The organism is Microbispora sp. H10830 (assembly GCF_014161375.1).
GTDB classification, from domain to species: Bacteria; Actinomycetota; Actinomycetes; order Streptosporangiales; family Streptosporangiaceae; genus Microbispora; species Microbispora catharanthi.
Genome location: NZ_JABBWX010000003.1, coordinates 352,711 through 373,541, shown reverse-complemented (window position 1 = coordinate 373,541; position 20,831 = coordinate 352,711). Strand labels below are relative to the sequence as shown.

General features: G+C 72.7%; 16 protein-coding genes and 1 pseudogene. 10 read left to right on the top strand and 7 right to left on the bottom strand.

What is annotated here, in order from left to right:
* Positions 1–148: 148 nt before the first annotated feature.
* From HHX35_RS10970 to HHX35_RS10960, 3 genes are all read right to left on the bottom strand, one after another.
* On the bottom strand, positions 149–313 hold the full coding sequence (locus tag HHX35_RS10970) for a hypothetical protein (protein ID WP_182898723.1): 165 nt from the start codon (positions 311–313) through the stop codon (positions 149–151).
* Positions 314–748: 435 nt separating this feature from the next.
* A complete protein-coding gene (locus HHX35_RS10965) occupies positions 749–1,642 on the bottom strand; it encodes a permease-like cell division protein FtsX (RefSeq protein WP_182898722.1) in 894 nt (297 codons plus the stop codon).
* Between the two features lie 16 nt (positions 1,643–1,658).
* Complete coding sequence (locus HHX35_RS10960) at positions 1,659–3,785, bottom strand: hypothetical protein (RefSeq protein WP_310739011.1); 2,127 nt, start codon at positions 3,783–3,785, stop codon at positions 1,659–1,661.
* 385 nt (positions 3,786–4,170) lie between these two features.
* On the opposite strand from HHX35_RS10960, the gene HHX35_RS10955 reads away from it, so the two are divergent.
* The 4 genes from HHX35_RS10955 to HHX35_RS10940 all read left to right on the top strand — a co-directional run bounded on the left by HHX35_RS10955 (position 4,171) and on the right by HHX35_RS10940 (position 11,976).
* Complete coding sequence (locus HHX35_RS10955; protein WP_182898721.1) at positions 4,171–5,661, top strand: hypothetical protein; 1,491 nt, start codon at positions 4,171–4,173, stop codon at positions 5,659–5,661.
* Between the two features lie 335 nt (positions 5,662–5,996).
* Complete coding sequence (locus tag HHX35_RS10950) at positions 5,997–7,925, top strand: LCP family protein (protein ID WP_182898720.1); 1,929 nt, start codon at positions 5,997–5,999, stop codon at positions 7,923–7,925.
* Positions 7,926–8,225: 300 nt separating this feature from the next.
* Positions 8,226–10,745: an acyltransferase family protein gene (locus tag HHX35_RS10945; RefSeq protein ID WP_182898719.1), complete on the top strand. Its 2,520-nt coding sequence runs from the start codon at positions 8,226–8,228 to the stop codon at positions 10,743–10,745.
* A 67-nt stretch (positions 10,746–10,812) separates the two neighbouring features.
* Positions 10,813–11,976 (top strand): glycosyltransferase, encoded by a 1,164-nt coding sequence (locus HHX35_RS10940; protein ID WP_182898718.1) that lies wholly within the window; start codon positions 10,813–10,815, stop codon positions 11,974–11,976.
* Positions 11,977–12,024: 48 nt separating this feature from the next.
* On the opposite strand, the gene HHX35_RS10935 is transcribed toward HHX35_RS10940, so the two are convergent.
* Both HHX35_RS10935 and HHX35_RS10930 read right to left on the bottom strand, forming a co-directional pair.
* Positions 12,025–13,287: an RNA polymerase sigma factor gene (locus HHX35_RS10935; protein WP_182898717.1), complete on the bottom strand. Its 1,263-nt coding sequence runs from the start codon at positions 13,285–13,287 to the stop codon at positions 12,025–12,027.
* The gene (locus tag HHX35_RS10930) at positions 13,271–13,639 is read right to left on the bottom strand and encodes a YciI family protein (protein WP_182898716.1); all 369 of its coding nucleotides are present in this window, start codon (positions 13,637–13,639) and stop codon (positions 13,271–13,273) included. The genes HHX35_RS10935 and HHX35_RS10930 overlap by 17 nt, the downstream gene beginning before the upstream one ends.
* A 161-nt stretch (positions 13,640–13,800) precedes the next feature.
* On the opposite strand from HHX35_RS10930, the gene HHX35_RS10925 reads away from it, so the two are divergent.
* From HHX35_RS10925 to HHX35_RS10900, 6 genes are all read left to right on the top strand, one after another.
* Positions 13,801–14,550: an acetoacetate decarboxylase family protein gene (locus HHX35_RS10925; protein WP_182898715.1), complete on the top strand. Its 750-nt coding sequence runs from the start codon at positions 13,801–13,803 to the stop codon at positions 14,548–14,550.
* Positions 14,551–14,593: 43 nt separating this feature from the next.
* Positions 14,594–15,244, top strand: coding sequence for a response regulator transcription factor (locus HHX35_RS10920; RefSeq protein ID WP_310739010.1), 651 nt, complete (start codon positions 14,594–14,596; stop codon positions 15,242–15,244).
* Between the two features lie 87 nt (positions 15,245–15,331).
* Entirely contained in the window at positions 15,332–16,543 is a 1,212-nt protein-coding gene (locus HHX35_RS10915) for a sensor histidine kinase (protein ID WP_220505258.1), read from the top strand.
* A gap of 100 nt (positions 16,544–16,643) precedes the next feature.
* Positions 16,644–17,021 (top strand): hypothetical protein, encoded by a 378-nt coding sequence (locus HHX35_RS10910; protein WP_182898714.1) that lies wholly within the window; start codon positions 16,644–16,646, stop codon positions 17,019–17,021.
* A 10-nt stretch (positions 17,022–17,031) separates the two neighbouring features.
* On the top strand, positions 17,032–17,928 hold the full coding sequence (locus HHX35_RS10905) for an ABC transporter ATP-binding protein (RefSeq protein ID WP_182898713.1): 897 nt from the start codon (positions 17,032–17,034) through the stop codon (positions 17,926–17,928).
* A complete protein-coding gene (locus HHX35_RS10900; RefSeq protein ID WP_220505257.1) occupies positions 17,925–19,529 on the top strand; it encodes an ABC transporter permease in 1,605 nt (534 codons plus the stop codon). Before HHX35_RS10905 ends, HHX35_RS10900 begins: the two co-directional genes overlap by 4 nt.
* Before the next feature lie 92 nt (positions 19,530–19,621).
* Here the strand turns inward: HHX35_RS10900 and HHX35_RS10895 are convergent.
* Together HHX35_RS10895 and HHX35_RS10890 are read right to left on the bottom strand one after the other, a co-directional pair.
* Positions 19,622–19,783: pseudogene (locus HHX35_RS10895) on the bottom strand (DapH/DapD/GlmU-related protein); the annotation flags it as partial.
* Positions 19,784–19,886: 103 nt separating this feature from the next.
* Positions 19,887–20,768, bottom strand: coding sequence for a glycosyltransferase (locus HHX35_RS10890; protein WP_182898712.1), 882 nt, complete (start codon positions 20,766–20,768; stop codon positions 19,887–19,889).
* Positions 20,769–20,831: the final 63 nt, after the last annotated feature.

The window sequence follows — 20,831 nt, the reverse complement described above, 5'->3', positions numbered from 1 at the left end:
AGGCTGCGGCCCCTCCATGGCGGATCCGGACGGGGACGGCGACGAGACGGGCCGAGACGGCGCGGGCGGCCCGGCGGTCCCGCAGGACGCCACCAGAAGCACCGCCGCCGCGACCGCGAGAGCTCTCACCTGGAGGCTAGGTGAGCCCTTAAGGGTGACCATGCCGCACCACCTTCACGACGCCCGGCATACCGGCGAAGGCCCGCTGCACCTGGGCGAAATCCCACGGGCCGACGAACATGACGTGGAAGGCCTCCGGCATCAGGTCCGCGTGGTAGAACTCCGGCCGGTCCACCCACTGCACATGACGCATGACGGCCAGGGCGTGCTCGGCGTCCTCGGTCGCCGATGCGTTCGTTCTGGCGGGCGATGGCGAGGGCCTGCGCCTGCGCGAGTCGCCGGTATCCCCGGGTCTCCGCGTGGCTCGCGAGCACGCGCTCGACCTCGCGCCGCTGGGACGCCGTCGCCGCACCCGACGGGCAGTACTCGTCCAAGGACTGCGATTCATCAGATAACTGCGCGTCATAAGGGGACGGGGGCCCGCACAGGTGCACCAGAAAGGTGCCGGTACGAGGCCACGGCCCGTCCGGCGGCGGGGACGGCTCCCGGGAGGCCCGGTAGGCGACCACCCCTCCGGCCACCAGCGCCACGACGAGCACGGCCGCCGTCACGACCGCGAGCGGCCTTCTCCACCGGCCACCGCTCTCGCCGATCGTCATCTCCTCGATCTGAGGCTCCTCGGGAAGCGTCATGACACCGGCACCACCTGGGCGACGCCGGGCATAGGGAGGAAGATCTTCTCCATCTCGGTCTTCGCCGGTGGACGGTCGAACGCGATATAGAACGCCTCAGGCAGGGCGCGCACGTCGACATCCTCAGTGTCCGGCCGCCAGAGGATCCGCCGCCTGTTCACGCGCGCGTGGGCGGCGTCCTCGACGTACACGGCCTTCACCCCGTCGAGGTCCCTGATCCGGTCGATCACGGCCGCCTTTTCCTCATCTGAGACCCTTTCACGTCCCCGGCACCGCGGAAAGTCGCTGCCGATCTCCGGACAGAGCGCGATCCCGACGTCGGCGACTCCTCTCCAGAGGCTGTCGCCGTAGATCTCTGTGGCCAAGACGCCGCGCAAGTCGTCGATGCGGAGCCGGACCGCCTCCCAGTCCCCGGGACCGAGGGTGGCTTGGTAGGACTCGGGCATCTCGTCGACTCCCGTTTTCCGCACGAACTCCAGACCCGCCGGGTCATCACCGGCACTCCTCCGTAATTTCTCGTACGCCTGTTCCTTCGTCTCGAAGGAGAAACCGCGAAGTTCCGGGAGCGACCTGAGCGCGGCCTCGATCGCCCGCTTGTCATCGGCGGTCGCGGCACCGTACAGGCAGTTCGGCGCGTACTCGTCCGAACTGTCCACGCACAGGAAGACCGACAACCTCCCGGTGAGCGGGGCGGGGGTTTCGGGCGGAGGCAACGGCCAGCGGAATTGCTCGGAGATCCGCCACCCGGCGAGCCCGAGCCCGGCGAGTCCCCCCAGGAGCACGACCACCAGTCCGGCGACGGCCAGCGGCTTCCGGAGAAGGCCCGTCCTGGGTTCCGGCTCACGACGATCGTCGCCGAAGGACGATTCCTCCGTCGCAGGGGAGTTCACACGCCGAACCCTAGATCTATTGGGTGGGCACGGTCATCCAGACGTCGATGGTGAGCGACCAGGTGCCGTTGGGCGGGTCCACCAGCGAGCGTTCGTCCTGCCGGGTGTGCAGGCTCATCACCCGGGTCGCCGGGCCGTACGCCATGAGCTGCTCGGGCTCGGCGGCGAGCAGCACGGGCACGCGGCCGGTGCGCCGGACGGCCTCGACCAGGCGCAGCACGTCGGCCCGGGGCGGCACGTCGAAGCCCCGGGGATAGACCACCCGGGCGGTCGGCAGCCCGCACTGGCCGCGCACGACCTGGGTGAACCGGTCGCCCGTGACGCGTTCGGCGATGAGCACGGAGGCGTTCGCCGGGATCGCGCGGCACAGGCCCGCCACCGCGGCGGCCTCTCCCCTGTTGACCGGCGTGAACGCGGTGCCGATCGAGGTGATCGCGGGCGGGACCGCCAGCAGCAGCGCCCCCGCCGCGACAGCGGCCCGTGAGCGTCCCCGACGGGCGGCGAACCAGCGCGTACGCGCGAGACGCCGCGAGAGCCACCGCAGCCCCCAGACGGCGAGCAGCACCAGGCCGGGGATGACGATCGGCACCAGCCTGCGGGAGGCGAAGGGGTGGTCGGGGGTGATCGCGGGACGCCAGAGCGTCGTCACCGTCGTCCACCCGATCACGGCCAGCGGCAGCAGCCAGCCGAACTCCTCTCCCTTCATCAGACCGCCCCTGGTCAGGCGGCGGGCGAGCACGGCCGCCGCCACGGTCGCCAGCACGACGGCGGGGATCCCGACGTACCAGAAGACCCAGTCGAGGGAATGCTCGTAGTACAGCCGGGACATGTCCTTCGCGAGGCCGTTGGCGACCTGCGTCTTCTCGATGAAGTCGGCCGTGAGCCTGTCCTCGGGCGTGACCGCGTCACGACGCACCGTCTGCACCCAGGGCCGTACGGCGAAGCCCGCCATGACCAGCACGACCAGGGCCGCGGCGGCGTTGGGCAGCCACCCGGCTCCCGTGAGGAGCCCGCGCGCGCGGACGACGATCCAGGGCGCGAGAGCCGTGCCGGCGACCGTGAGCGCCACGACGACGGCGCAGATCGCGAGCAGGGGCATGAGTGAGCCCGACAGATACTCCAGGTATGGCCGGGCGAGGACGTAGCCGCCGGTGAACCCCCACAAGCCGCCCACGACCAGGCCGGTCAGCAGGGGCACGCCCAGCCGCCCCTCGGGGAAGGGCCTCGCGCGGGGGATCCGCCGGAGCGCGACGAGCGCCCCGGCGAAGGCGAGCACGGGCAGCACGTCGCGCAGGCCGTCGATGCGCACCAGCAGCGCCAGCCCGAACGACAGCCCCGCGAGCGCCGCGGACGGGAAGCCCGCACCGGGCAGTGCCGCTCTGAGCCGGGCCCGGGCGTCGAGCAGCAGGTTCATCGCGCCGAACAGCAGGATCAGGGAGGGGATCTCGCTGAACGTCGTCCGCGACGTGTAGATGATCGGCAGGCTGACCGCGAACACGAGGGCGGCAAGGGGCGCCCAGCGCGCGCCCGTGAGCCGCGCGGCGGTCCCCGCGACGGTGAGCACCGCGAGCGCGCCCAGCACGGGCGACACGAGCAGCAGGCCCGGGACGCCGCCCAGCCAGTGGCCGATCGCGTAGGTCATCGGCGGCCCGGCCATGAACTGGGGGACGATCCCGTCGCCGGTCATGTAGACGCCCATGCTGTCGAAGCGCAGCGCGGGATCGGGACCGCCGAAGTCCCCCACCGGGATCGGCAGCGCCCCGTGCCGGGCGAGCCAGACGGCGTACTGCGCGTAGGTCGACGGGTCACGCCGGACGATCAGCTGCTCGCCGTGCAGGAGCCCGTTGAACACTCCCGACCCGAGTGCCACGGCGAGTGTGGCCGCCGTCGCCCAGCGGTGCGGCGTGGCGGTCGCGGGCAGGCGGCGCAGGCCCGCCGCGCACAGCAGGAGGGTGGCGGCGCCGCCGAGCAGCGCCGTGGGCAGCGGCCGGAACCACCCGAGCAGCAGCAGCGGCAGCCCGGCGAGCAGCCACCCGCTCAGCGCGAGCGCGGGCACGACGGAGACGGCCGCGAGCGTCCTGCCCGCCGCCTCCTGCTCCGATGGCAGCCGTGTGCGGCCACGTGAGTGGCCGGATCTGTGCACTGGAATGCACCCGAGACTAGCGGCCCACCCCCGCGCCCCGCCTTCATCGGGCAGCACGCCGGCCGCGCGCGTCGCGGTTGTCCACAGGCGCGGGCGGCCCCCGCACAGGGGTCGTACGGAGCCGGTAGCGTACGCCGGGAAGCAGGCGGGGGGGCATATGAGGGTGTCGGACAGCCGGGGCTCGGCGCCCTGGCCGGAGCGGGACGGGCACCCGCGCGAACGCCCCGGACCCACCCGGCCAGGCGAGCCGCCGTCCCCAGAGCCGCCCACGGCGCCTGGGGAGGGACGGCTCGCGAACCGGGGGCTCATGGGCGATGGTCCAGCGGGCGGGCGGCTCGGGAGCCGGGTCCGTGAGCGTCTGGCGCCTCGCGATCCGTTCCACCCGGTGGCCTGGGCGCGTGCGGAGCTCCCCGGGTGGGCGCGCAGGCATCGGTTCTTCCTCGTGGTCTTCGGGCTGGGGGCGCTCCTGCGGCTGGTGACCGCGCTCGGCTACCGGCCCGCGCTGTGGTTCCCCGACTCCTACACGTACGTCGTGACGGCCATGCGGCCGAGGCCCGACCTCGTCCGCCCGGCGGGCTACTCGATGTTCCTGAGGCTCCTGGAGGCGTTCCACAGCTTCGCCCTGGTCGTGACCGTGCAGCACGTGCTGGGGCTGCTCGTCGGCGTGATGCTCTACGTGACCGTCCTGCGGCGCGGCGGTCCTTCGTGGGCGGCCGTCCTGGCCTGCGTCCCGGTGCTGCTCGACGCGTACCAGATCGAGCTGGAGCACCTGCTGGTCTCCGACTCGCTGTTCACGTTCCTGGTCGTGGGAGCGGTGTGCCTGGCGATGCGCCGCCCACTGACGCCGCGCTCGGCCGCCGCGCTCGGCCTCGTGCTGGCCGCCGCCACGCTGACCAGGACCGTCGGGCTGCCGCTGATCGCCGTCTTCGCGCTCGTCCTGCTCGCGTACGGCGTGCGTGGCGCGAGCGGGGCGGGCCGCCCGGGCCGGGCGGTGGCCAGGCTCACCGTGCCCTTCCTGGTGGCCGCGCTCCTGCCGGTCGCGGGCTACGCGGGCTGGTTCTACGCGACCTACCAGCGCGTCGGGCTGGTCGGCTCGAACGGCGTCTTCCTCTACGCCCGCACGATGGCGTTCGCCGACTGTTCGGTGATGAAGCCGCCGGCCGACCTCGCCGTGCTGTGCGACTCCCGGCCCCCCGCGTCCCGGCCGGCGTCCCAGGAGTACATCTGGAACCCCGAAGCCCCACTGGTCCGGCTGCCCGGCATCACGTTCACCAAGGAGACCGACACCCTGGCCGGGAGGTTCGCCTCGCTCGCGATCCGCAGCCAGCCGCTCGACTACCTCCGCGGCACGCTGACCGAGCTCGGCAGGTCGTTCACGCTCGGGCGGCCCGTCTATCCCGACGCCGAGACGTACGGGTACTACGAGTTTCCGGAGACCGTGCCGCCGCCGCCCGGGCGGAACCCCGCCGTGGTGGGCAAGGAGTTCGCGCAGCGTTACGAGGGCGGGCCCATCACGCTGCGCATCTCCGAGCCGTTCGCCGGCCTGATGCGGGCCTACCAGGACGTCGTACGGCTGCCGGGGACGGCGCTGCTGGCGCTCCTTCTGGCACCCCCGGCCGCCTGGCTCGTCCGGACCCGGTCGGCGCGGACACGACGGCCGCCCGCGCGACGCGCCCGCTCGAACCGGGGCTCCTCGAATTGGGGCCACTCGAATTGGGGCCACTCGAATTGGGGCATCGCCTGGGCGACGGCCTGGGCGCTGCTTCTCGTCCCGCCCGCCACGGCCCAGTTCGACTACCGCTACGTCCTGCCCGTGGTGCCGCTTGTCTGCCTGGCCGCCGCTCTGTCCGTCCGGGGGCTCCGCCGGCGGACATGACCGGCTGACCTGGCCAGACAGCCCTCCCAACATCAAATCCAGGTAAAGGGAAACTCAATCTCATACCCAAAATGTCGGTGTTTAGTATGCTCTGCCCCTGGATCAGGGGGACGCGGCACGGCGTGATCGCGCCCTGGATCCTCCCAATCGCGGCGCCCGCAGACGCTCCAGTGACCTACCCTCGGAGCGCGACATGTGATCGCCAGGCAAGGAGGACAAGTGTGCGAGCGAACCAGTAATCCTTGCGGCCTCTCGCCCACTCGTCCGGCCGCCAGACTTTGCCGTACGGCCGCCGCGCCGTGCCGCCCGGCTGTCGCTTCCTGGGCAGGCGTGCGGTGAGCGAGCGCAGGCGCGTCGCCGCGCGTTCCAGTCCTCCGCAGGCTCCGTCCGACCAGAGGATCTGGGGTCCCCCGCAAGACGGCTCGTACGACGGCGCCTTCGAGCCCCCCCGGGGCCGCAGAGGGGCGCCCGCGCCCGCCGGGTACGCCGACATGCCGGTGGCCACCGCCCCCGCGGGCTACGCGGAGATGCCGGGGAGACGAGGCGGGCAGCGACCGCCCAGGGACGACTACCCGCCGGAGACGTACGACGAGGGACGCCGCCGAGGCGGGCGGCGCGCCGAGCCGAGCGGGCCACCCGAGCCCCTTCACGAGGAGGAGCCGCCGCGGCGGCGTGGCCGCAGGCGCGGTGGCGACGAGGAGACCGGCTACAGCCCGGCCCCCACCGCGCCCACCGCCCCGAGCCGCGCGTCCAGAGGTGGCGGCGATCTCCCCCCTCCGGACGGCAGGCCGTCCCGCCGGCGCGGCGGGGGCGGCGGCCGCCGGTCTGGGCTGGGGATCGGCGGCTGGATCAGCGTCGTGCTCACGTGCGTGCTGGTCATCGGCACGCTGACGGCCTACAAGGTCTACCGGAGCACGATCGGGCTGATCAACAGAGGTGCGTCGACCGACGACCTCGACAAGAACCGCCCCGTCAACGAGACCGGCGCGATCAACGTGCTGCTCGTGGGCTCGGACACCCGCGCCGGAGACAACAAGAAGTACGGCCAGCACCTGGTCAACGACGGCGAGCGCACCGACACGATCATGCTGCTGCACGTGTCGCCCAACCGCGACGGGGCGACGCTGCTCAGCTTCCCCCGCGACTCCATGGTGATGATCCCCGCCTGTTACAACAGGAACAGGGCGCTCATTCCCGCGCACCTGGGCATGATCAACTCCGCGTTCTCCGACGGCGGGATGATCTGCACGCGCCGGACGATCGAGAGCCTCACCGGGATCCGCGTCCACCACTACGTGAAGGTGGACTTCACCGGCTTCAAGTCCATCGTGAACGCGCTCGGCGGCATCGAGATCTGCCTGCCGCAGGACGTGAACGACAAGCAGTCGAAGCTCACGCTCGCCAAGGGCAAGCACCTGGTGAAGGGCGAGACCGCGCTGGCCTACGTACGGCTGCGGCACGGACTCGGCGACGGGAGCGACATCTCCCGGATCAAACGCCAGCAGGTGTTCCTCTCCCAGGTGGTCAAGAAGGCGACCAGCAGCGCGCTACTCACCGACGTCGGCAAGCTGCAGAACTTCATCGCCGCCGCGGCCAAGTCCGTCACCATGGACGACGCGCTCAACACCGAAGAGCTCATCAAGATCGCGCAGAGCGCGCAGAAGCTCTCGGCGAAGGGTTTCAAGGCCACCACCGTGCCGTGGGAGCCGTACGTCGCCGACAAGAACCGCGTCCAGTGGAAGCAGCCGGCCGCGGGCAACCTCTTCAAGGCCATCGCGAACGACACCGAGGTGACTCCCACCGCGTCCCCGAGCGCGGCCGCTTCGCCGTCCGGGCCGGTGGTGACCAAGCCGCAGCAGGTCAAGGTGCAGGTGTTCAACGGCACCAACACCCCCGGCCGGGGCAAGGAGGTCGCCGAGGAGCTCTCCGGGCTCGGCTTCAACGTCGTCGGCGTCGGCGACGCGAGGAAGCCCGACGGCACCGACCAGCCGAAGACCGTGGTCCGCTACACCGGTCAGGGCTGGAACTACTCGAAGATCCTGGTCGGCAAGCTGATCAACCCCGTCAGCCCGGAGACCGGGAAGGTGGCGAGCGGCCCGGTCACGCCGTTCACCCCGTCCTCGCCCCCGCCGGACGCGCCCAAGGGCAAGGTGCGCGGGCCGATCATCCAGCTCGTCATCGGCGCCGACTGGAAGGGCGTGCGCGTCCCCCTGCAGGTCGGGGACAACGCGGTGACCTCCGAGACCAACATCTGCGCGAGCTGACACGCGTCACACCCTGCCGACATCCTGGCCGGGGTTCCGTCCCATGAGAACGGAGCCCCGGCCGTCCCGTCTCCGACGGTCTGACAACAGAACCGACAGATGTCACAGGAGTTATGTTCGGCCTCAGAGGCGACATCAGTGTCCAAGAACGTTAGGGTGAACACCTGGCGAACGCGCCCTGTTCGCCCGTTCGGGCTGATGCGCCGGGGCGCCTTCGCTAATGTCCGAAAGGACGCGGCGACGCTACGCCAGGCGTGGCCGTTCCCCCGAGCCTCCAACAGATAGCTGAGCGTTTCTCCCGTGAGTGACACCCGCCATCACCCGCCGGTTCCCGGATCCCCGCAAGGCAACGACCCCGATGCCGAAGAGGCTCCCACCGGAGTGATAGGCCGCATCACCGGAGACTGGCCCGCTCCGGACGGCGGCCTGCCGCGGCGGGAGCCGAAGACCGCGGGTGGTCCGGAGGCGGAGCAGGGCGCGGGCCGGCCCGGCTCCCAGACCCACGAGCGGCACGAGCACGGGCGTCACGAGGGGAGTCTTCCGGCTCCCGGCGACGAGAGCGCGATCGCATCGGCGCAGGGGCGCCACGAGAGCGGTGAGACGGCCCCGGGCAGCACGACAGGCACGGGTGGCGCGGCAGGCGCGGCCGCCGAAGCCGGGCGCGCCGAGGGCCCCAGCGCCGTGCAGAACAGCGCCGTACAGAACAGCGCCGTACAGAACAGCGCCGCGGCGTCCGGTTCCACGTCCGCCGGCGCCCCGCCGTACGAGAAGCAGCCCCTGCCCGTGCGCAAGCCGCGGGGCGCCGGGGTGCCCGGCATCTCGTCGAGCAGCGCCGCGCCGACCGGTTCCACGCCCACCGGTTCCACACCCACCGGCGCCCCGCCGTACGAGAAGCAGCCCCTGCCCGTACGGAAGCCGCGCCAGCCGGGCGCCTCCCGCCTGGGCATGCCGCCCGCGTCCGCCCCGCAGCCGGAGGGCTTCGACTACTTCTCCGCCGGCCGGGGCCCAGATCGTACAGACACAGATCGTCAGGACACAGAGCGTCCTGTGGCGCGCGCGAGCGCCGCCGACGGCCCCGCGTGGCCGGAGACGTTCCCCGAGCACGGTCCCCGCAACCTCGCGGACGCCTTCCCCGGCGCCACCCGGCGGTCGTCCGCGCCCGGCCCGCAGGACGGCTCCGACGTCCCCACGCCTCCCTTCGGCGAATCCCCGGCCTTCCCCACCCCGGCCTTCGGCGCCGGGCCGGAGCCGCTGGGGACGCGGTTCTCCGGCTTCCCCGAACCTCCGGGCTTTCCCGAACCCCCGGGTTTCCCCGAACCTCCCGGCTTCCCGGAGCCGCCGGCGGCCGCCGCCGGCAGGACGGCGAACCCCTTCCTCGACACTCCCCCGTCCGGCGCCGGCCCGGTCTTCACACCGGACGACCCCTTCGGCGCCACGCCGTTCCCCGAGACCACCCGCGGCCCGCGCGGCGGCCGGGGTGTGCCGGACGCCTTCTCCGGGGCCGCCCCGGACGCGGCCTTCAGCCCCGCGCCCGCGCAGGACGCGCCGGCTCCCGCGTGGCCCGGCCAGGAGGCCGGCGACCCCGCCCAGTGGGACCCCTGGCGGCGCTCCCAGGACGGCTTCGGCGGCGCGAACGACCCCCGCCAGACCGGTCCTCTCGGCAGGCCGCTGCGCGCTCCGCTGCCCGCCTGGGCCGAGGTGCCCGTCCGGCCGGACGACCCGTTCGCCCGGGGCACGGGACAGCGTGACGGCCTGGAGGACGAGCCCGAGCAGGAGCCCGCGCCCCGGGCCAAGAAGCCGCGCGACCCCTACCTGGACAACGTGAAGTTCGTCGGCATCGCCCTGGTGCCGATCGGGCACTCGTTGGTCCCGACGCTGGCGGCCGACTCCTCCCGGGCGGCGTACCTGTTCATCTACGTCTTCCACATGCCGCTGTTCGTCATCGTCAGCGGCTACCTGTCCAGGAACTTCTGGAACTCCAACGCGAAGACCAACAAATTGGTCGACACGTTCCTCGTGCCGTACGTGATCGTCGAGCTGGGGTATGCCCTGCTGCGCACCGCCTTCGGGCACAAGTTCAGCATCACGATCATGGACCCGGCCTGGTTGAACTGGTATCTGCTCGCGCTGCTGTTCTGGCGACTGTCCACACCCGTGTGGAAACGAATGAAGTATCCGTTCGTCATCTCGATCGCCGTATATCTGTTCTCCGGGTTCTCCGAGTTGTCCGGCGACTTCAGCATGGACCGCTTCTTCGGCCTGATGCCGTTCTTCGTCCTCGGCCTCGTGCTCAAGCCGGGGGTCTTCGACTTCCTGAAGCAGCGCTGGGTGATGGCGCTGTCGGTGGTCGTCCTGGTGGGCGCCGCGGGTGTGGCGATCTTCCTGGTGCAGAACTACTCGATCAAGCTCGGCCCGATCTACTACAAGGACAGCTACAAGGACCTCCACCTGGTCTGGTGGAAGGGCATGCTGCTGCGGACAGGCCTGCTGGTGGCCGCGCTGGCCATGTCGGCGGCCGTGATGTCGCTGATCCCCCGGCGCCAGACGTGGTTCACCGACCTCGGCACCCGCACGCTCTACTGCTACCTGCTGCACGGTGTGCCGGTGATGATCGCCAAGGAGATGGGCTGGCTCAGCCTCTCCTGGCTGCACGGCCCGCTCGGCGTGGCGGCCATCGCGTGCTCCTGCTTCGCGCTGGCCATCGTGCTGTGCCTGCCGATCACCCGTACGGCGTTCAAGTGGCTGCTCGAACCCCGGCTGACCTGGTTGTACCGGAGGCCGAGCGGGCGAGCGCCGCAGCCGGCGAGCACCGGAAGTTAAGCGGCATTTCGAGGGGCATTCACCCAGCGCATCCGGTCATTTCGGACGGTGCAGTCAGCCTCCCCATATGAGGGTATGCGTCGGCACGACAGTCCATCACCCCGAGGACGCCCGGATCACCCACCGGCAGATCCGGGCGCTGCTCGACGCCGGGCACGAGGTCACCTTCGTCGCGCCGTTCACGCACTGCAACGTGACGCCGCGGCCGGGCATCCGGGCCGTGGACGTGCCGAGGGCCGTGGGGCTGCACCGCGCCAAGGCGCTGCGGGCCGCCACCTCTGCCCTGCGCACGGCGGTGCGAGACGCCGACCTGCTGCTCGTGCACGACATCGAGCTGCTGCTCGCGCTGCCTCGCAAACGGCCGCCCACGGTCTGGGACGTCCACGAGGACACGATCGGCGCGCTGAACGCCAAGGCGTACCTGCCGGGGCCGGTGCGGAGCGTCCTGCCGCCGCTGATCCGCGCGGTCGAGGGCAGGGCGGAGCGGCGCCTCCACCTCATCCTCGCCGAGGAGTCCTACCGTGAGCGCTTCCCCGGCGCGCATCCCGTGGTGCCCAACCACACGTACGTGCCGCAGACGCCGCCCGCGCCGCCGGGGGACCACCGGATCGTCTACGTGGGCCACATCTCCCTCGCGCGCGGCGCGGCCGAGATGGTGGAGATCGCCCGGCGGCTCCGGCCGTACGGCATCCGCCTGGATCTGATCGGACCGGCCGACGCCGCGGTGCGTCCGATGCTGCGCGACGCGCAGCGCGCGGGGCTGCTCGACTGGTTCGGGTACGTCCCCAACAACCACGCGCTGCGGATGGCCGAGGGCGCCCTGGCCGGGCTGTCCCTGCTGCACGACGTGCCCAACTACCGCGAGTCGACGCCCACGAAGGTCGTCGAGTACATGGCCCGCGGCATCCCCGTCGTCACGACCCCGCTGCCGAGGGCGGCGTCCCTGGTCGGGCGGGTCGACTGCGGGACGATCGTCCCGTTCGGCGAGGTCGGCGCGGTGGCCGACGCGGTCGTGCAGTGCGTGCTCCGCCTGCGCGAGGACGCCGAACGGCGTGCCGCGATGGGCGCGCGGGGTTACGTCGAGGCGCTGAACCACTTCCACTGGCCCGCCGTGGCCGGGGAGTTCGTCGCCCTGCTCGAGCGGTGGGCCCAGGCTCCGAGTTCTGTCGCCGCCCTGCCGGACCGCTCTCCCGCCGGCCGCCTGACCAACCTGTCGGGGCAGAACGTCTAGCGACCCGTGCCGACCGCCGCGCCCGTCCCGGTGGGCGCGGCGGTCGCGTCACCCACTCGATTCCCGCACCTGACGCAGGCGGCGGTCGAGGAAGGCCCGCTCGGACGCGTTCCGGGTGCGGGCGATCGCCGCCTCGTACGCCCGCGCGGCCTCTCCGGCCCGGCCGAGCCGCCGCAGCAGGTCGGCCCTGACGGCGTGGAACAGGTGATAGCCGTCCAGGCCGAGATCGTCCAGGAGGGCGAGCGCGGCTTGCGGCCCGTCCACCTCGGCCACCGCGACGGCCCGGTTCAGCACGACAACAGGGTTCGGCGCGGCGACCGGGTTCGGGGCGAGGGCGAGCAGGTGGTCGTACAGGCTCACGATCTGCCTCCAGTCGGTGGCGGCGGCGATCGGCGCGTCGGCGTGGACCGCGTTGATCGCCGCCTGGATCTGGTAGGGACCCGGCCGGCCGCGCCGCAGACACGCCCGCACGATGTCCTGGCCCTCGGCGACGAGTGCGCGGTCCCACCTGCCGCGGTCCTGCTCCGGCAGCGGCACGAGGTCGCCGGCCGGGGTGGTGCGGGCGTCGCGCCGCGCGTGGACGAGCAGCATGAGCGCGAGCAGCCCCATCGCCTCCGGCTCGTCGGGCATCAGCGCGGCCAGGAGGCGGCCGAGCCTGATGGCCTCCGCGCACAGGTCGTCGCGGGCCAGCCGGTCGCCCGCGCTCGCCGTATGCCCCTCATTGAAGATGAGGTAGACGACGGCGAGCACGGCCCGGAGCCGGTCCGGCAGGTCGGCCTCGCGCGGAACGCGGTACGGGATCCCCGCGTCGCGGATCTTGGCCTTGGCCCGGACCAGCCGTTGGGCCATGGTCGGCTCGGGGACCAGAAACGCCCGCGCGATCTCGGCCGTGGTGAGGCCGCCGAGCAGGCGCAGCGTCAGCGCGACCCGGGCGGCAGGGGCGAGCGCGGGATGGCAGCAGGTGAAGATCAGGCGGAGCCGGTCGTCGTGCACGGGGCCCTCCTCGGCCGGTTCGTCGTCAGAGTGGCCGGGGGCGTGCAGCAGCACCGCCCGCGCGTGCCGGTCCGCACGCAGGGACTCCCGCCGATGGCGGTCGATCACCCGGTTGCGGGCGGTCGTGATGATCCAGCCGGCCGGGCTCGGCGGCGTCCCGTCGCGCGGCCAGCGCCGCACCGCCTCGGCGAACGCGTCCTGGACCGCCTCCTCGGCGACGTCGATGTCGCCGAAGTGGCGGACCAGGACCGCGACGGCCCGGCCGTACTCCTCGCGGAACACCCGCTCGACGTCGGGGTCCCTACTGCCGGTCGTCATCGCCCTCCACGACGCCCGCGAAGGGGCGCACCTCCACGGGGAGCGTGGTCGCGCGGGCGAGCCTGCGACCCCACTCGAGCGCCGCGTCGAGGTCGGGCGCCTTGACGATCGTCAGCCCGCCGACGTGCTCCTTGCCCTCGGTGTACGGGCCGTCGGTGACGACGTCCTCCCCGTCGCGCACCCGCACCACGGTCGCCGTGGCCGGATCGTGCAGTCCGCCGGAGAAGACCCACGCCCCCGCGGCGCGCAGTTCCTCGTTGAGGACCGCCAGGTCCCGCATGATCGGCTCCAGGACCTCCGGCGGGGGCGTCCCGCCGTCGGGCTGCTGGATGCTGAGCAGATAGTGCCTCATGGTCTCGTACACCTCCGCGGCGAGGCCCGCCCGGCGCGGGCCTGTTCACCCTCTACACGAACGACCGCCCCGGATATCGACATCCGCCGGAAAACAGGGCTGGGACAACCTTGCCGCCGTACGGCTGTCGCACGGCCGCCGGGCTTTGCTGTACTGGAACCATGGCAAGCCATGTCGTCCAGGGGCGCAGGGTCGAGACGCCGGTGGAGGTTCGCGACGCCTCGGTCTGCCTCGCCGCCTACCTGGTGCGGGCCGACGCCGCCCGCGCGGTCCTCGCGTACTCCAGGATGGACGTCACCGAGGTCCTGCCGGGCAAGGCCCTGTGCTCGCTGGTGTTCGTCCGTTACCACGACTCCGACCTCGGCTCCTACAACGAGTTCGGGGTCACCTTCCTCGTACGGCCGGCCGACGCGGGTCCCCCGCCGAGGCGCGGGCCGCTGGCCGGGCTGAAGGACCTGCGCGGGGCGGGGTCGGGCGCCTTCGTCCACTGGCTGCCGGTCGACCAGGCGTTCACGCTGGAGGCCGGGCGGACCATCTGGGGCTTCCCCAAGGAGCTGGCCGACGTGGATCTGCGGCTCGGCTCGCCGTACAAGCGGTGTCTGCTGCGCAGGGACGGCCGGATGGTCGTCGACCTGCTGGTCAGGCCGGGCATCCCGGCGACGCCCGTGCCGTTGCTCGGCGAGGCGCTGCCCGTGCCGGACGCCTACGCCCACCTGGACGGGGTCACCCGCCGCATCCCGTGGACGGTCCGTGCCCGGGGCATCCGCTGGCGGCCGGGCGGCGCGCTCATCCGCCTCGGCAACCACCCGATCGCCAAGGAGCTGAGCGAGCTCGGCCTGCCCCGGCGGGCCCTGATGACGGCCACGGCCGAGCACGTGTCGATGACGTTCGAGGAGCCGGGACGGGCGTGACGCCGCCGCGGGCCGTTCCCTGCGGGGCTGGAAGAATCGGCGGGTGATTCGTGTCCTGATCGCCGACGACCAGGAGATGGTGCGGCGGGGCCTGCGCCGCATCCTGGAGAGCCAGCCGGACATCCAGGTCGTCTGCGAGGCCGCCGACGGAGTGGCCGCGGTGGAGATGGCCCGGCGGTTCCAGCCGGACGTGGCGCTCGTCGACATCCGCATGCCCAGGATGGACGGGCTCGAGGTGACCCGGGCTCTCGCCGGCCCCGGCGCATCGGTGCCGACGAAGGTCGTGGTGGTCACGACCTTCGACCTGGACGAGTACGTCTACCCGGCGTTGCGGCACGGCGCGTCCGGGTTCCTGCTCAAGCGCTCGGGCCTCGCGCTCCTGGTCGAGGCGGTCCGGGCCGCCGTGGCCGGCGACACCCTGATCAGCCCCTCGGTCACGGTGCGGCTGCTGAGACACGTCACCGGCGGCGGTCTCCGGCACACGCCGCCGTCCGAACCGCTGACCGAGCGCGAGATCGAGATCGCCGGTCAGGTGGCCGAGGGGAAGACCAACGCCGACATCGCCGCCGAGCTGTTCATCTCGCCGGGCACGGTCAAGACCCACGTGGCGAGCATCCAGCGCAAGCTCGGCGTGCGCAACCGGGTCGGCATCGCCGTACGCGCCTGGGAGCTGGGGTACGCCAGGGTGCGCTGAACGGGGCGCGGTGAACAGGGTGTGGTGAACAGGGCGCGGTGAACAGGGGACGCTGACGGTCCCCGCCGTGTGCGTACCCTCGGTGGCATGACGAGGTCCCGGGTCCGCGCCTTCCTGTGCGCCGTGGTCGTGGTGATGGTGCCGGCGCCGGCGGTCCTCGCTCCCCCGCACGCGCTCGTCGTCGCCCTGTCCGCCACCCTGGCCGTCGCCGTCGCGCTGACGCGCCTGCCCTACCGGCGGATCGGCCTCGCCACGGCGGCGACCGTCGTCGTGCTGGTCTCCTTCGCCGTCACGTTCGTCTACCAGGGGCGGCACCAGTTCGCCGGGCTGTGGCTGCCCGTCGAGATGGGCGCACTGCTGCTCCTGTTCGGACGGGTCGTGCGGCGGCTGCCGGGACGGCAGGCGGCGGTCATCGGGACGGCGCTCGGGGTCGCGACGGCCGTCGCGCTGCCGTTGCGGCTGACGCTGCGCATGCCGCGCCCGACGGCGGATGCCTCGGTCATCGCCTGCCTCCTGTCGTTCATCGCCGTGGCCGCCGTGGCCGCCGTGGCGCTGTACCTCAGGTCGCTGGACGACCGGCGGGTGCGCGCGGTGGCGGACGCGCGGCGGGCCCAGCGGCTGGAGACGGCCCGCGACCTGCATGACTTCGTCGCCCACGAGGTCACCGGGATCGTCCTGGAGGCCCAGGCGGCGCAGCTCGGCGAGCTCGATCCGCACGAGGCGCGCGAGCTCGCCGCACGCGTAGAGGAGGCCGGGCTGCGCGCGCTGGCGTCCATGGACCATATGGTGAGCGCGCTGCGCGACCCGGACGAGCGGGCGGCGGAGGAACCGCCGCCGACCCGCGTCTACGGCCTGGCCGACCTGCCCGACCTCGTCGGCCGTTTCTCGGCCACCGGAAGGATCCCGGCCAGGCTCGACATGCCCGGCGACCTCGCCCTCCCCGCGGCCCCCGAGATCGGGAGCACGGCGTACGCCGTCGTGCTCGAGGCGCTGACCAACGTGCGGCGGCACGCCTCCTCCGCGACCCGCGTGGTGGTCGCGGTCGCCCCAGTCGACAACTCGGCCGACGACGCGGCCGACGGCCCGGCCCTGCGGGTGTCCGTCACCGACGACGGCGGCACCTGTCCGACCGGCCTCGCGGGAGACGACCGGCACGGCGGAGGCACCGGCCTGATCGGCCTGGCCGAGCGGGTGAAGGCGCTCGGGGGCGCGCTCCACGCCGACCGCCAGGCGGCGGGCTGGCAGGTCGCCGCCGTCCTCCCCGTTCCGCGAAGTGCCAGGAGCCGCGCCGGCCGCTGAGCGGCGCGCCATCGGACCCCGGATATCTGCCGAACGGCAGATGCCGGCCCGGCCGCCCGCGGCGGATCCTGCTCGGGACGGTTTCACCCCGGAGGATCCGATGACTACGCGCAATACGGTGTGGTGTGCCTTGACGGTGCTCGCGGCGGCGGTTCTGAGCGGCTGTTCCGACGCGTCGAAGGCCGCACCGGTGTCCCAGACCTTCACGTTCAGCGGCAGGACGCTGAACGTGCGGGCACACGACACCCCGGCCGACCTCGTCGCGACGGACAGGAAGGACATCAAGGTCACCCTGTGGTTCGACGTGCACGGCACCAACCCCCATTCCAGCCAGACCCTCGACGGGAACACGCTCGATCTCAACGCCGGATGCTCCGGGTGGGCCGACTGCTCGGCCCGGTTCAGGGTCGAGGTGCCCCGCGAGGTCAGGGTGCTGCGCGACGGCCGCACGACCGATCTGCGCGGCCTGCCCGGGTGAGGGGAACGAGATGATCGATACTCCGGCCCTCGAACTGGTGGACGTCACCAAGACCTACAAGGGCGGCAAGCGCGCGGTCGACGGCGTCACCCTGCGGTGCGGCCCGGGGCTGCTCGGCCTGCTCGGCCCGAACGGCGCGGGGAAGTCGACGCTGATGCGCATCTGCGCGACGGTCACCAGGCCGACCGGCGGCAGAGTCCTGTTCGACGGGACCGACGTGGTGTCCCGGCCCGACGCGCTGCGCGGGGTTCTCGGCTATCTCCCACAGGACTTCGGCGTCTACCCGCACCTGACCGCGCGGGAGTTCCTCTCCTACCTCGCCGCCCTGAAAGGACTGGCCGCGCGTGCGGCGCGTGCGCGTATCGACGAGCTGCTCGAACTGGTCAACCTCACGGAGGCGGTCCGCACGCCCCTCGGCGGATACTCCGGCGGCATGCTGCGCCGGGTCGGCATCGCCCAGGCCCTGCTGGCCGACCCGAGGGTGCTGATCGTGGACGAGCCGACGGCGGGGCTCGACCCCGAGGAGCGGGTGCGGTTCCGCGCCATGCTCGCCGACCTGGCGGAGGACCGGGTGGTCCTGCTGTCCACGCACATCGTGTCCGACATCGAGTCCGTCGCGTCCGATGTCGCCGTCGTGACCGGGGGACGGCTGCTGCGGCGCGGCACCCCCGAGGCGTTGCTCGCCGAGGTCGACGGCCACGTCTGGGAGACGGTCGCCGGGCCCTCCGAGGCCGCCGCCCTGCGGGAGCGCCACCCGGCCGGCCGTGTGATCCGCACGGCGGACGGCATCCGTCTGCGGCTCCTGTCGGACACGCCGCCGGCCGCCGGCGCCGTACGGGTGCCTCCCGACCTGGAGGACCTGTACCTCGCCGTCGTGGGCGGCGGCGTCCGGGAGGCGGCCCGATGACGGCACGGATCACACCACGGGTCACGGCGCGGGTCACGGCGCGGGCGACGATCGCGCTCGCCGTCGCCGACTTCCGGGAGCGGGTCCGGCGGCCCGCGTACGCCGTGATCCTGCTGGCGGCGGTCGGCCTGGCCCGGCTGGCCGTCCCGCCCGCGGACTCCGGGTGGGTGATCCTGGACGTCGGAGGCTACCGCGGCGTCTACACCAGCGCCTGGGTCGGGACGGCGACCGCGCTCGCCGGCGCCCTCTGGCTCACTCTGGGCGGGTTCTACCTGGTACGCGATGCGATCGGCCGGGATGAGCGCACGCGCGTGGGCCAGCTCGTCGCCGCCACGCCACTGCGCACGTCCGCCTACCTGCTGGGGAAGTTCCTCAGCGACTTCCTGGTGCTCGCCTCGATGGCGGGCGTGCTCGCGGTGACCGCGCCGATCATGCAGCTCGCCCGCGGCGAGTCCGGAGCCGTGGACCCGGTGGCGCTCCTGCTGCCCTTCGTGACGATCACGCTGCCCCCGCTGGCGCTGACGGCGGCGGCCGCGGTGCTGTTCGAAACCGTGCCGCTGCTTCGGGGCGGCTTCGGAAACGTGGTCTGGTTCGTCGTCTCCCTGGTCCTCCTGATCGGCGGACAGTCGCGGAAGGCGCCTCTCGGCGGTCTCGGGGTGCACCAGCCCGCCGACTCGATGCGCGCCGCCCTCGCCGCCCAAGGCGTCGACGTGCACGGCCGGGAGTTCAGCCTCGGCCTGACCTCCGTCGCCAGGCCGCTGCGTACCTTCCACTGGGACGGCTTCTCCGTCACCGGCGCGTTCCTCGGCGGCCGTCTCGTCGTGGTCCTGCTGGCGGTCGTCCTGGCGCTGCTGCCGTGCCTCTGGTTCGCCCGGTTCGACCCGGCGCGTCGTCTCACCGCCCCGGCCGTCACGCCGTACGAGCCGGGTGTCGCCGCAGAGGGCGGCCGACCGGCCTTCCGGACGGCCCTCCGGACCACGCCCCGGGTGGCGCCGCGTCCGGGCCGGGCGTTGCGACGGCTTCTCGCCGGTGAGCTGCGCATCCTCCTTCAGGGCGTCTCGCGCTGGTGGTGGCTCGTGGCCGCCGGGGTGACGGCGGCCGCCTTCGCCACGCCGGAGCCCGCGACCATGCTCCCGTTCGCCTGGATATGGCCGGTGCTGATCTGGTCACGGCTGGGAACCCAGCGAGCGGAGTACGGCGTGGAGGGGCTGCTCGGCGCCTATCCCGCACCCCGGCGCGGGCTGCTCGCGGAGTGGGCGGCCGGAGTAGTCCTCACGGCCTTGACGGGCGTGGGACCCCTCGCCCGCATGGCGGTCGCCGCCGACTGGCCCGGAGTGGGGTCATGGGCGGGCGGCGCGCTCCTGGTGCCCTCGCTCGCCCTGGCGCTCGGCGCGGCCTGCCGTACGCACCGGGTCTTCCAGGTCGTCTACCTCGGCCTGTGGTATCTCGCCGTCAACGGGACGGCGGCCGTCGACTACATGGGCGCGGTCCGCGTGGAAGGGCTGCCCGCCGGGCCGTCCCCGCTCGTCGTGGCCGTCCTCGCCGCGGCCCTGCTCTGCGCCGCCCTGGCGGTCCGCACCGCCCGCCACGCGACCCGCTGACGCGGCGTGCTCACGCTCGGCCGTCACGGCGATGCTGTCGATCGCGGCGTCGATGATGCGGTCGCGGCGCTCCGGGTCGTGGCGGCGGGCCATCACAGCCGCCGTGTCACACGCGCCGGGTTGCCGACCGCGACGACGTTCGCGCCGACGTCCTTGGTGACGACCGCTCCGGCCCCGATCACGGTGTTCTCGCCGATGGTCACACCCGGCAGGATGATCGCGCCGCCGCCGATCCAGACGTTGTCACCGGTAGTCCACCACGACCCGGAGTGTACGTTCGTACGCATCGGGCGCGAGCCCGCCCTGTCACGCCGGCCGCTTGCCCCGGTCACGCCGGGGGGCGAGAACGACGAACCGCTAGACGATGGGCGGGCGGCCGAGGCGGAGCATGCGCCAGGCGGTGCGCCAGGCCATCGGACGGCGCTCGCCCGCGGGCTCGCGCAGCCCTTCGAAGAAGCCGCGGAACCACGCCTTGATCGCGGGCATCGAGCGCTCGCGTACGAGCGTGAGCACGACCCAGTTGAGCAGGTAGAACATCGCGAGCGGCCACGGCAGGTTGCGCCGGGCCAGCCAGACGCGGTTGCGGGCGTTCAGCCGGTAGAAGTCCGTGTGCCGGGACGGCAGCACCAGCGGGTGGTACATGACCGTCTCGGCGTCGTACTCGATGCGGTAGCCCTCGCCCAGCAGGCGCCAGGCGAGGTCGGTCTCCTCGTGGGCGTAGAAGAACCGCTCGGGCAACCCGCCGACCTGCAGGAACGCCGACTTTCGGATCGCGCAGGCGCCGCCGAGGAAGGTCGTCACCGGAGAGGACCGCTCGGGGTCGCCGGCCCGCAGGCGGGGCACGTGCCGCCGCTGCACCGAGCCGCCCTCGGGGTCCATCACCCGGAAGCTGATCACGGCGAGGTCGGGCTCGTGTGTGAACCGCTCGCGGACGTGCGCGGCGACCTTGGAGTTGGCGTACCAGCCGTCGTCGTCCAGGAACAGGACGATGTCGCCCGAGCACTCCTGCACGCCGCGGTTGCGCCCCTCGGGGATGCCCGCGTTGTGCTCCAGCCGTACGGTCTTGATCGTCGCGACGGAGCCGGGGAGCGGCTGGGCGGTCAGCTCCGGCACGTCCGCGCCGTTGCCGACGATGACCACCTCGATGTCGCCGTCGGTCTGGGTGAGCGCGGATTCCACTGCCCGGTCGAGCTCGGCGATCCTGTTGCCCATAGTGAGGATGACACAGGAGATTTTCACCGCGTCATCGCCTCGACGTGGGGCGCACTACACACGACTTCATGATCACCGAGTCTGTATGGC